The organism is Siphonobacter sp. BAB-5385 (assembly GCF_002261125.1).
Taxonomy (GTDB): Bacteria; Bacteroidota; Bacteroidia; order Cytophagales; family Spirosomataceae; genus Siphonobacter.
On sequence record NZ_NMPS01000232.1, the window covers coordinates 58,945 to 71,230 of the forward strand.

Genomic DNA, 12,286 nt, shown 5'->3' on the forward strand with positions numbered 1-12,286 from the left:
AAGCCTTTGGGAATGAGTTGCCCGAATCTGCTTAGTATGAAGTACAGAGAAAAGATCACACGCCTTGTCTATTAAAAACACTGATTCAGTAGATAATTCAGTAGAAAAACGGATATATTGCGGGCTACATATCCGTCACCCACTTCTATATAAACGCGTAGTTGGCTCGGCCACATACATGAATTCCAGCCGTATATACTCTTCAGAGATCAGGAAGCCACTTGGCTTCTTTAGTGTATCCTTAGACGGAACGTTTGTAGACTGTAGTTTTCACTTGCTTCAGTTTACTACTTATTCGGCTGCTTCGTTAGTAGGAAAATCGATTCGTAACGTCTTTACCCCCGAAACGGCTCAATGGATTGAGCAGGCGATCGAGCAATCTGCTCCGACGGCCAGGGGTTTATTGATAACGCAGAACGGAGTAAAAATTGATATTACGTGTGAAATCACGCGGGAAGAGCAAAGTATTCGCTTTACGTATGCCGAACGTGTTGAAATTCCCAAATCCGTACTGAGTGAAGAGTGGTCGCTGATGAGCAAAGTTGTCTCGCACGATTTGCGGGAGCCTTTACGGAAGATTTTACTGTATATTGATATGATTCGGGGAAATACACAAAATGTGATTACGCCCGATAGCCGGATGCTGTTACAGGTCACGAATGATCTCAGTTATCAGGCCATGCAACTGCTTGACGCCATTCAACTGTATATTTCTTTCGCTCACGCTACGCGACGTACGTTGCGGCCCGTCAATCTGAACGAAGTGTTAAATAAATCCTGGCATAAAGTTCAGGAAGAAAACGGGCTTTCGGCCCAAATCCTGACCGCTACCAAATTACCGGTGGTTTGGGGCCACTCAGACACGTTACAGGCTTTGTTTTACCAGTTGCTGGATAACGCCGTCAAATTCAGCAGTCCGGAACGGCCTCTGCAAATTGCGATAGAGACTTCCGAAACGGAACAGAACATGGTACAGATTCGCGTGCAGGATAACGGACTGGGATTTGACCCCGCTTACCAAACGGACGTTTTCCAGCTCTTCAAACAACTCAATCGTAATACAGCGGGCTGCGGTGCGGGGCTGGCGATTAGTCAGAAAATCGTTGAAAGCCATCGGGGCAATATACAGGCCCAAACGCAGATAGGCGAGGGTACGACCATTACACTTACGCTGCCCGAAGCCTCGAAAGTTCAGCTGAATTAGGCTCGCCAGACTACTTTTTAGAGGCGTATATTATTTTTCTGCAAATGCTCCGTTATTGTTGAGAAAAAGCTAACTTGCTTAGCGTCAAAACCCTCGCAAAACCATGGGCAGAAAAGTATTAGTGCTGAATCAGGATTACTCAGCCTTGACGATTTGCTCAGTCGCCAAAGCTTTTTTACTCGTCTACCTCAAAAAGGCTGATCTGGTTTCAGAATCTCAGACGGAAAATCTACGGAGCATTTCACAGTCTTTTCCCATGCCGACGGTCATTCGCCTGCACAAGTACGTGTATTTGCCGTATCGGGGCGTAATGCTGACGCGACAAAACATTTTCCGCCGGGATGGACATCGTTGTCAATACTGCGGAACCAGCGACGATCTGACGCTCGACCATGTATTACCGAAATCCAGAAGTGGTAAGTCAAGCTGGGACAACCTCACTACGGCCTGCAAACGCTGTAATTCCCGGAAAGGTGATTTTACACCCGAAGAAGCAGGAATGCCCCTGCGGCAGCGGCCCTTCAAGCCATCGTTCATTATGTTTATCCGGGATTTTTCGGGTATGATTGATGAAACCTGGCTGCCTTTTCTAAACCGTAAGGAAAGAAAGGTGACGGACTAAAGGCCTTACGTTTTTTTAAATTCCGTATTTCCTTCTTCCTGTATGTCGTAGTAGGTGGTTTTCGTTGCCGAAACTTGTATTTTTGAAAGTGGACGATCAAACAGGAACCAGAGCATGCGGGAAGATTATTTGAAAGGCGAAAAAGAAACGCTTACGAGAGATGACCGGGAGATGGAGCGGGCGTTACGGCCTTTGAGCTTTAGTGACTTCACCGGGCAGGAGAAGATTCTTGAAAATCTGAAAATATTTGTTTCTGCCGCTAAAATGCGGGCAGAACCCCTTGACCATGTGCTCTTGCACGGTCCTCCGGGATTGGGGAAAACAACACTTTCCAACATTATTGCCAATGAGTTAGGGGCCGGTATTAAAATTACATCCGGACCTGTTCTGGATAAGCCCAGCGACCTGGCCGGGCTGTTAACTAATCTTCAGCCCCACGACGTACTGTTTATTGATGAGATTCACCGGCTGAATCCCATTGTCGAAGAATACCTGTATTCGGCGATGGAAGATTATAAAATTGACATTTTACTGGATTCCGGGCCTAACGCCCGTACCGTTCAGATTGGACTCAACCCCTTTACTTTGATTGGAGCCACAACGCGGGCGGGTTTGCTGACTTCACCATTACGGGCTCGATTTGGGATCAACGCCCGGCTGGAGTATTACGATGCGAAACTACTGACCTCAATTATCAAGCGTTCGTGTGCTATTCTGAAGACACCCGTAGAAGACACGGCTGCCTTCGAAATAGCCCGGCGGAGTCGGGGGACGCCACGGATTGCCAATAACCTGTTACGTCGAACGCGGGATTTTGCCCAGGTAAAAGGGGGGGGAACCATTACGGTAGCCATCGCCGAAATGGCTTTGTCGGCCCTCGACGTTGACCATAACGGGCTCGATGATATGGATAACCGAATTTTGAGTACCATTATCGAGAAGTTCAAAGGCGGGCCCGTAGGTTTGTCAACCATTGCGACAGCCGTAGGCGAAGAAGCGGAGACGATTGAGGAGGTATATGAGCCCTTTTTGATTCAGGAAGGGTATCTGAAACGCACGTCTCGTGGAAGAGAAGCTACTGAAAAATCATACAGCCATTTAGGTATTATTCCTAAATACCGGGCGGGGGAGTTATTCTAACAGACATTGAAAGTGGTGAGAAAAAGATTGTATTGAGCTAAGAAAGTGGTAGAAAAAGAAAAAAGTAATGTGTATTGAATTAATTCAAGAAATTTTTGTTTTATTCAATAAATAGTTAAATTTGATCATCTTGTCTATAATTCATAAAAAATTAGATAATACGAAGATTATTTACTCGTAATTTCTAAAAGTTTTTTTGTAAATTTATAGGCATAAAGCATCGCTTTTACCACCGAAACCACCTAAAACTACCAATACAAGAATGAAAAAGCTCAATCATTACCGCCTCTTACAATGGGTAGTTTTTTCACCAATTCTGATTCCGCTGTGCCTAGTGATGGGAGCTATTGAAGGAATTCAGACTACGTTTGGAAAAGTTATTCATCAAATCAAGACGGACGTCGCTTCTTAAGTTAACTACTCTGTTTGCATATATACAAAGCTCCAGGCTAGGCCTGGAGCTTTTTGCGTTGTAAGTATTCGGCTGTATGTTGAATCAGGTGGTTGTGCCCGCATCGTAATACAACCCGACTTGCCGTTGGCACTTGTTTGCACAAAGGGCTAACGAGTGGAGGAGGCATCATGCGGTCAAACGTACCCATGAAAAATTGAACCGGTATCGCGTGCTGATTGAGCAGATTCACAAGCGATGCCTGCGAGAAACGCAAGTGACGAAAGGCAATCCAGGAATGATACACCCGCGTCCGTTTTTCCGGAGAATCCAGCATCCACAAAGCGAATCGCATGGTACTGGGATGAATCAGCTTGACTTTCCCTAACCATTCGGCCAGCTTCATGAGCCAGGAAACATGGAAGACCGTGTATTTGAAAATCAAACGACTTAACGGGTTATGCACCGCTAATCTATAATAAGGGTTTTCACGAATGCCATCCGGAGCCAGCAAAAATACGTGACGTATACGAGCGGCAAATCCTTCCAGCGTAGCCAGGGCAAAACGCCCCCCCATACTAAAACCGACTATACTGAAATTTTCGATCGACTGATCATCCAGAAAATCGTTGAACTGAGCCTGCCATTCCGCTTTGGAAAAAGCTTCGGAAGAAGTTCTTGCATTAGCTCCATGATAGGGAAGATCAAAAGCATAAAGGGTATAAAGAGTACCCAGCTGTTCGGCCCAGCTTTGGTAAACCTGATGACTTTGCCCAATCCCATGAAAAGCAATCAAGACCTCAGGCCCATTTCCCCAGCGATGATAGGTAATCAGTGACATAGTGGATGGCTATAAAAAAAGCCGCTAAGCATTCTCCCGAAAAAAGAGCATGATCAATGCATAAGAAAGGGTACCCTGTTGGTACCCTTTTCATTAACTCTGTTCTTCACTTACGTCCGACATGAGATACGCCTTGATGAAGTCGTTGATTTCCCCATCCAGAACGGCGTCGGTATTGGAAGTCTGGTGACCCGTACGGTGATCTTTCACCCGGCGATCGTCCAGTACGTAACTACGAATCTGACTGCCCCATTCAATCTTACGTTTGGTAGCATCCAATTCAGCTTTGGCAGCCAGACGTTTTTCCAGCTCCATCTGGTACAATCGCGATTTCAATAATCGTAAGGCAACTTCTTTATTCTGCAACTGGCTACGTTCCTGCTGACATTCGATGATAATCCCGGAAGGTTTGTGTTTCAGACGAACGGCCGTTTCCACCTTGTTCACGTTCTGTCCACCCGCTCCACCACTTCGGAAGGTATCCCAATCAATGTCCGCCGGATTGATTTCAATTTCAATGGTGTCGTCTACCAGCGGGTACGCAAATACCGATGCAAAAGAAGTATGGCGACGGGCGTTGGAATCAAAGGGTGAAATCCGTACGAGTCGGTGCACACCAATTTCGGCTTTCAGATTGCCGTAGGCATACTCACCCAGAATTTCGAGCGTAGCTGATTTAACACCCGCAACATCGCCATCGGCTACGTTAACAACATTGATCTTGAATCCGTTTTTCTGAGCCCACATTGTATACATGCGAAGCAACATATTCGCCCAATCCTGCGATTCGGTACCACCGGCTCCGGCGTTGATTTCCAGTACAGCGTCCATATTGTCGCCTTCATCGGACATCATTTTACGGAATTCAATTTCGGCCAGCTTCGCTTCCAGCTTCGCTGCTTCGGCTTCCACGTCTGCTTCGCTGGCTTCGCCGAGTTCCTGAAATTCCATCATGGTTTCCGTATCGCCCAAGTGTTGATTGAGCTGGTCGAAACCTTCCGTCCAGAATTTAAGGCCCCGAATCTCCCGCAGGATTTTCTCCGCCCGGTCGCGATCATTCCAGAATTCTGGATCGAGTGTTTTCTGTTCTAATTCTTCAATTTGGTACTTTTTGCCATCGTAGTCAAAGGTACCCCCTCAAGGCCTCTATGCTGGCCTTCAAGTCTTTCAACTTGTCTTGTGTCATATGCTTAGGAAGTTCGTCGTTGCCGACGAAAAGCTATGGTTGATGATAATCGTTTTTCTTATAAAAGCGAAAACCCGGCCTAAGCCGGGTTTTCGTTATCCGACATACGGATTATTAACTTTAAAATCCGTAAGGTTGTTCCTAGAAGAATTTCGCCCGGTAATCTTTCACCTTCGCGTTATCGCGAATGGCTTCGTTCACGAAGTAACCGGAACGTTGCAGCTCCATCTGTAATGCGGTGTTTTTGTACTGAGCGTAATCAGCGATTGCCGGAGCAGGCGTTTTCTTCAGGGTTTCCATGATGAATACACCACCTTCACCTTTGAAAGGCTTCGATTTCTGACCGGGTTTCATACCAAATGCTTTACCCAGAGCCGTAGGATCGGCACCTGCTGAAGTCAGCAGACCGCTGGTCAGGGTCAGATCGTTGGCTGATTCTACCAGGGCACCGGCTCCGTATTTCTGAGCGATAGACTCCAGCGTACCGGCACCAGCCAGTCCACCGAGTTTCTTCATGATTTCTTCGGCTTTGCGTTCGTTTCGCACTTTGGCCGTCAGCTCATCGCGGAAATCATCTACTTTCACTTCATCTTCCGAAGTTTTGCCCGTCAGAGCAGCTACAATGTAGGCGTCGTTTACTTCGAATACCTGCGATACATCACCTACGTCCGTTTTGTCGTCAAACGCCCAACGAACGACGGGTTGAGCATTCTGCATCATGTTCAGGTTCGTCGATCCTTCGGGAATACGGTTTGCTTTCAACAATACCAGCGATTTATCTTTCTTCGTAGCCGCTTCTATATCTTCGAGCGACTTATTAGCAGCAGCAAACGCATCTGCTTTGCGGTATACCTCATCGCGGGTAGCCTGGCTGGGCCCGAGTTGTTTCGAAACAGCTACAATGCGGTACTGCATGTTGTTCTTCGCTTCAGTTACTTTGATGATGTGGTAACCAAAATCCGTTTCAACTACGCTAGGAAGCAGACCCGTACCGTTGAAGCCGAACACGGCCGTTTCAAACGGTTTCACCATAGAGCCATTGTTCTGGAAATAACCCAGATCGCCACCGCGTTGAGCCGTACCATCTGAACCATTCTGGGCAGCCATAGCGGCAAAATCCGCTCCACCTTTCAGTTCTTTCAGGATGTTTTCAGCCCGTACCCGAGCAGAAGCTTTCGCTGAGTCTGATTCATTCGTAGGACGAATCAGGATATGGCTAGCTTTAACCGTATACAGCGAATCGCGTTTCATACCCGTATACTTATAAATGGTATAGGTATTGTCGGTACGGAAAGGACCCGCAATCTGACCGGGGAAAAATCCTTTTACGGCTTCTTTCAATTGATCGTCCATGTCACGCAGGCTCCAGTACAACGGATGCGGTACATCGGAGTTCATCCGGGCGAAAGACGAGTCGTTAGGTGACTTGGCCATATCTTTCGCCAGCTGAGTCAGCGTGTTTTTCAAAGCTACGCTATCTGCTTTTGACGGTACAACACCGAAAGCTACGTAATCGAGGCTCCGCGTATTGGCTCCTTTGTATTCATCTTTGTGAGCATTCAGGTAGTCTTTCAACTCTGAATCGGTCACTTTAATGGTAGAGTCCGCAATGGAGTAGAAGGGTACGTACAGGTATTTAGCGTCCACTTTTGCCGTTTGTCCTTCGTAATCTTTCTTCGCTTCAGCCGTTGTAACATAGCTCGACATACGGATCAGGTTCACGTACCGTGACATCAGGTGTTGACGCTGAATGTCGCGTACGAAAGCCTGCCAGCCCAGTTGCTGAATCGAACCAGCGGGCATTTTCATGATTTGCTCCCGTTGCTGACGAACGCGGTTTTTGTCGAAGATACCCGTTTGGGGATCCGTGAAACTCTGCCGTACAGCGGGGTCAATATATTTACCGAAGAACATATCCGTTTTTTCCTCATCGGAAAGCGTCAGTCCTAAGGCATCAAATTCTTTTTGGTACGCATAATCGATTAACAGATCATTCCAGACTTTCTCGCGGAGCTGGGCCAGCACCTGATCATTGGCTGACTGACCTGACTGAGCTTCGTACTCGACGCGGGCCTGGTCCAATTTTTTCTGGAAATCCTGGGCCAGAATACTGTTTCCGGCAATTTCGCCTACTTTTTGAGTTTTCCCACCAAAAAGTCCCCGCGATCCGAGGAGGTCACCGCCCACAATAAATAGAATGAGGGCAATGGCAATAATGGTAATTGCAATTCCTGAACGTTCTCTGATTTTGTTAACTAAAGCCATACGACCATTTTATTAGAACCGCAAATTAACGTTTTTTTCTAGTGATTCCCAAACGTATCCTGACTGCTTTTCAGGAAACTAATTCCTGTATTTACGAAGTAAGGCCGGAGACCCATCGGGTTTTTCAGGAATGAATGGGAGAGATTCAACATACATGCTGTATTTTCACCCGACCGAAACGATATTTCTGAGAAGCGTTGCGTAGAAAAGGCGTAAAAAATCAAGTCATTCCTTACCTGAAATAGGGGCGGAGTGACCTGAACTAAAGCAGCGGCTTCGCTACCTTCTAGGCAACTTTTTTGATTTTACACCTTGAACGAAGCTAGTAAAACGCCTACGTCTGTGGCAGTCATTGGCGGAGGGAGCTGGGCAACCGCCATCATTCGTATTCTTTCCGAAAACGAAGTAAAAATTCGTTGGTGGTTGCGTAACCGCGAAGACGCTCAACACATCCGTAAATTTCACAGCAATCCCCGCTATCTGAGTGGCGTAGTACTGCACCCTAAACGGGTCAAACCGTTTACGCGGTTGCATGACGCCGTGAAAGGAAGTGAAGTCATTATTCTGGCCGTACCTGCTGCTTTTATAGTAGAAGCTTTGTCCGAATTAAAACCGGAAGATTTTACGGGTAAAACGGTTGTCTCGGCAATCAAGGGGATGATTCCGGGTGAAAATCTGCTGGTCACCGACTGGCTGGAAAAACGTACGGCGTTTCGCAGGATCAGTTCTGCGTGATTGCCGGTCCCTGCCATGCCGAGGAAGTAGCTCTGGAAAAGCAGTCCTATTTAACGATTGCCTCACCCGATCTGCAGCGGGCTACGACTTTTGCGGATTTGATGAATTGCCGTTTCGTCAGTACGCACCCGTTAACGGATTTGTACGGGGTTGAATACTGTGCGGTCATGAAAAACATTATTGCTCTGGCCTGCGGAATCTGTCATGGTATTGGATATGGTGACAATTTTCAGGCCGTGCTGGTCTCGAATGCCATGCAGGAAATCAAGCGTTTTCTGGACGTCATTTATCCGTACTATCGTGATTTGATGGGTTCTGCGTATCTGGGAGACTTGTTGGTAACCTCCTATTCCCAATTCAGCCGAAACCGTACGTTTGGAAGCATGATTGGTCGGGGATACAGTGTTAAATCTGCCCAGATGGAAATGAATATGGTGGCTGAAGGGTACTATGCCGTTAAGTCCATCTACGAAATTAATCGCCAATTTGAAGTAGACATGCCTATCGTGAATGCGGTCTATTCCATTTTATATGAACGTTCATCTCCGGCCGTTGAAATTGAAATTCTGAAAAATCTGCTGCGGTAGTAGTTTAAAAGATACAGCGGAAGAGGCAAAGTATAGTTCTAAAAAGAATATATATTTTGCCTCTTCCGCTGTATTTTTGGGTCTGCTTATTCTTCCCCTCTTGATCCTTCTTTTAACAATTCGTTTACTTAACAAAGAAGGATCATGAATTCAATGAAACCGCCGAATCAATGCGTAAAGCTTTACCCTTCTTCATTGCCTGTATTCCCATTGTCTTTTTTTATATAGTAATTAATCAGGTAGCCGTCAATCTACCCTGGGCCGATGATTCGATCCTGATGTATTTTCTATACACGTATAAATTACCGGAAGTCAGCTGGCTACACTTCTGGAAGGATGCTTTCTCCGTACATGCCGAACACCGAATTGTCGTGCCCCGGTTATTAATGCTACTTACTTATTTAATCCAGGGGGAAATCAACGTCAAAACGGTTTTATTGATAGGAAACTTAAGCATACTTGGTTCTGCTTATATTCTTTACAGATACTTCAGACGGTCATCTTTATCTCTCTGGTTTTTCGTTCCTGTAACATTCCTGTTATTTCAGCCCGTCTATTGGGAAGATAGTCTTTGGCTGATTTGTGTAGTACAGCATACGCTGGTTATTTTCTGGGTGCTACTGTCCCTGCATCTTTTACAATTTGATAAAAAGTCCTGTTTTATTACTGCTTGTATAAGTGCTATTCTGGCGATTTTTACCAGCGGAAATGGTTTGCTTGTCTGGTTTCCAGGGATACTACTCTTATTGATGCAGCAACGTAAAAAGGAAGTAGCTATATGGCTTTTTTGATAGGCATTGCCGCCGCCAGTTACTTTATTGGTTTTAACCAAACTAGTCCTTCGCATTACGGAGAAAGTTTAGCTAATCCAGTAAGATTAATTCAGTACGTATTTGTTTTTCTGGGAGCCAATATTTCCGTTACCAATACTGGGAAAGCAATGCTGGTTGGCTTATTCATTGTTGGTATTGCCGTAGGATCACTTATCTATTTTGTACGGACCCGTCAGATGAACGTTTTTCCAGTCTGGGCTTTATTGGCTTTTCTAATTTTCACGGCTGGATTAGTTTCCTTGTCACGTTCCTGGCTGGGACTATCCGTTATCGGTAGGTATCAGATTTATGCTACGTACGCAGTGGTTGGAGCTTATGTTTTAGTTGTCTTTTTGATTGCTAATTATCATTGGAAAAAATACCTGATAGCTTCTCTGGTTATCATGACGGTAATCTATTCGGCTTTAGTTTGGTATATATACTGGCCTACCCTGATGTATCGTAAACACTTTATGGAAGCTGAAGCCGTGAACTGGCAGGAAAACGATAAATTTATGAGTGTATACGAAAGTGACAATAAGATTACAAAACGATTTTATCCCGAGCTTATTAAAAACGGTATGTATCGTTTCCCTGCTGAACTACGGAATAGACTGAAAAAGGCTACTCAAATAACATCCCCAGATTCGATACGGTACCAGTATTATCCAGGCCAGATGTATAGTGGAACGGAAGCTTTTGTAGCAGAAACGTCTGGAATAAATTTAAATGAAGCAAGTACGTATCTGGTCATAAAAGATTCAGTAAATCATACCTTTTTAGCACCCTTCCGGGCCACTTCTAATGGATTTGGTAATTTTGCAACGACAGGCCATGTATTCGCTCAAGGTGGGAAAGCGATTGTATTAGTAGAAACCATGCCCGCAGGAACCTACGAATTAGGTCTATTCCGCAAGGATACTATAAAGTGGCTTGCTCAAAAATGGACAAAGCCTTAAAGGTATGTCCGAGGCAATTAAAAAAGGCTTCCTCTGAGGAAGCCTTTTTTAATTAGGAAGGTTTATTTGTCGAAATAGTTTTAATCTTTAGTCGCTTCCCTTTCTGATTTTCTTTCGGTACGCTGACAATGATTTTACGAATCATACCTTGCCATTCCGGTATATCTCCTGCGTTCAATTCATAGGTATGATACTGCCCATCCGGAATCAGTTTAAGAGTTGTTTCTAGGTGAGTATAATCGACTAAGCGAGAAGAATTTTGACGAAATCCTACGATTGTCATTTTTTCTCCACTACCGTCATAAGCCATCTGGATATATAGTTTCTTATCTTTTCGGGTATCCCATACAAAATCAGGGCTCCACAAACTAGCCAAGCTATTATCTAAATCAATATTCCATTCTCCATTAAAAGGAGCTTCGACGATCTCATTGAAATAATTCCAGTGTTGTCGGTCTTTAGCAAAGTTAAAGTCAGGCTTGATCTGTTCGCTCTTATGCTCGGTGGCGTATTGACGCGTTTGTTCGACAGTACCTAAGATATACGCAAATTTGCTCTCATAGCGAAGATTACGATCTAAGACCTCGTTCATGTGAGCTCCGATCCTTCCTGTGTTGCCACTGAATTCATCACCTACATTAGGCCGACCGATCATCTCCGTAGAAAAATAAGTAACCGATGGAACCCACATACCAAGTCCAACACCCTTGTCATTATAAATATACGTCCAGTTTTCGGGTAAGTACATTTCAATACTGTTGGTCGTACCATTGGTAAAGGGTGGTGATGCTAAGTCAATGTCAGTTAGCGGTGCGTTAGTAAAAGGTGCTAAACCCCAGTAGGCCTTGCCACGGGTGAAATCGGAAGTTAGAAATCCACCTGCTATATCCTGACCTCGGCTTACGAGCGAATAGCTGTCCGTCCGATTCATCTGTAATACATTCCGCATTTCCAGTACATTCCCTTTTAGCTCAACATACGTCTCGACGGTACACTCACAGGGGACATTATTGAAGGCCCATTGCATGGGAATGGTTTTAAAGTAAAGTTTATTGCCCTCTACCCGACGCTCGATCACCCGGGAACCATTGCCATAAACGTCTCCAGTCTGAATTGGATCCCAGCCCATACCTGCCCAGGCGGGATGTGGAGAAACACCATTAGGTTTGTACGTTTCCAGGGGATACGAATAATACGCATACTGTAATTGACGACCCAGGTCAAAGTTATTAATTATGCTGGTAGAGCTATTGGCAGGCGACAGATAAGTGATGGCTCCACCGTAGTCCATACTAAACCCTACTTTCATGCTTTCGCTGGTAAGGTATACCATGGATGCGGGCTTTATAACGGGAGGATTGGGATTCCCACCTCCGGTTCCATCGCCACGTCCGCGTTCATCAACAGCATTGTTTTTCTTAGGCGAGAGTAGAAAACCCAGATCGCTACAACTGGTTAAGAGGCCGCTGGCGACTACTAAAACCAGTGCGGTTTTAACATAGGAAAAAGTCTTCATAAGCGGGTTCCGAGGAATAAATCGTTTT

9 protein-coding genes and 1 pseudogene are annotated in these 12,286 nt (G+C 45.4%); 6 read left to right on the forward strand and 4 right to left on the reverse strand.

Annotated features, from left to right (window positions below; translation table 11 throughout):
* The first annotated feature begins 274 nt into the window (after positions 1–274).
* The 3 genes from BWI93_RS24305 to ruvB all read left to right on the forward strand — a co-directional run bounded on the left by BWI93_RS24305 (position 275) and on the right by ruvB (position 2,966).
* Positions 275–1,204 (forward strand): ATP-binding protein, encoded by a 930-nt coding sequence (locus BWI93_RS24305; RefSeq protein WP_176454321.1) that lies wholly within the window; start codon positions 275–277, stop codon positions 1,202–1,204.
* Positions 1,205–1,307: 103 nt separating this feature from the next.
* Positions 1,308–1,826, forward strand: coding sequence for an HNH endonuclease (locus BWI93_RS24310; protein WP_094816261.1), 519 nt, complete (start codon positions 1,308–1,310; stop codon positions 1,824–1,826).
* Between the two features lie 114 nt (positions 1,827–1,940).
* Positions 1,941–2,966 carry a Holliday junction branch migration DNA helicase RuvB gene (ruvB, locus tag BWI93_RS24315; protein ID WP_094816263.1) on the forward strand — a complete coding sequence of 342 codons (1,026 nt, stop codon included), beginning with the start codon at positions 1,941–1,943 and terminating at the stop codon, positions 2,964–2,966.
* A gap of 449 nt (positions 2,967–3,415) precedes the next feature.
* Here ruvB and BWI93_RS24320 read toward each other — a convergent pair whose 3' ends face one another.
* The 3 genes from BWI93_RS24320 to BWI93_RS24330 form a co-directional block, all read right to left on the reverse strand.
* On the reverse strand, positions 3,416–4,198 hold the full coding sequence (locus BWI93_RS24320) for an alpha/beta fold hydrolase (protein ID WP_094816265.1): 783 nt from the start codon (positions 4,196–4,198) through the stop codon (positions 3,416–3,418).
* A 93-nt stretch (positions 4,199–4,291) separates the two neighbouring features.
* Positions 4,292–5,384, reverse strand: a protein-coding gene (gene prfB / locus BWI93_RS24325) for a peptide chain release factor 2 (protein WP_141217589.1) whose coding sequence is annotated in 2 segments (ribosomal slippage) — positions 4,292–5,323 and positions 5,325–5,384 — 1,092 coding nt in all. Because the reading frame shifts where the segments join, the coding sequence is not laid out codon by codon here.
* Between the two features lie 141 nt (positions 5,385–5,525).
* The gene (locus tag BWI93_RS24330) at positions 5,526–7,649 is read right to left on the reverse strand and encodes a SurA N-terminal domain-containing protein (protein WP_094816267.1); all 2,124 of its coding nucleotides are present in this window, start codon (positions 7,647–7,649) and stop codon (positions 5,526–5,528) included.
* 312 nt (positions 7,650–7,961) lie between these two features.
* On the opposite strand from BWI93_RS24330, the pseudogene BWI93_RS24335 reads away from it, so the two are divergent.
* The 3 genes and pseudogenes from BWI93_RS24335 to BWI93_RS24345 all read left to right on the forward strand — a co-directional run bounded on the left by BWI93_RS24335 (position 7,962) and on the right by BWI93_RS24345 (position 10,742).
* Positions 7,962–8,971 (forward strand): annotated as a pseudogene (locus BWI93_RS24335) (NAD(P)H-dependent glycerol-3-phosphate dehydrogenase).
* A gap of 170 nt (positions 8,972–9,141) precedes the next feature.
* Positions 9,142–9,762 (forward strand): hypothetical protein, encoded by a 621-nt coding sequence (locus BWI93_RS24340; RefSeq protein ID WP_094816269.1) that lies wholly within the window; start codon positions 9,142–9,144, stop codon positions 9,760–9,762.
* Positions 9,750–10,742, forward strand: a complete 993-nt coding sequence (locus BWI93_RS24345) for a hypothetical protein (protein WP_094816271.1) — start codon at positions 9,750–9,752, stop codon at positions 10,740–10,742. The genes BWI93_RS24340 and BWI93_RS24345 overlap by 13 nt, the downstream gene beginning before the upstream one ends.
* Positions 10,743–10,794: 52 nt before the next feature.
* Here BWI93_RS24345 and BWI93_RS24350 read toward each other — a convergent pair whose 3' ends face one another.
* The gene (locus BWI93_RS24350) at positions 10,795–12,258 is read right to left on the reverse strand and encodes a hypothetical protein (protein WP_094816273.1); all 1,464 of its coding nucleotides are present in this window, start codon (positions 12,256–12,258) and stop codon (positions 10,795–10,797) included.
* Positions 12,259–12,286 lie beyond the last annotated feature (28 nt).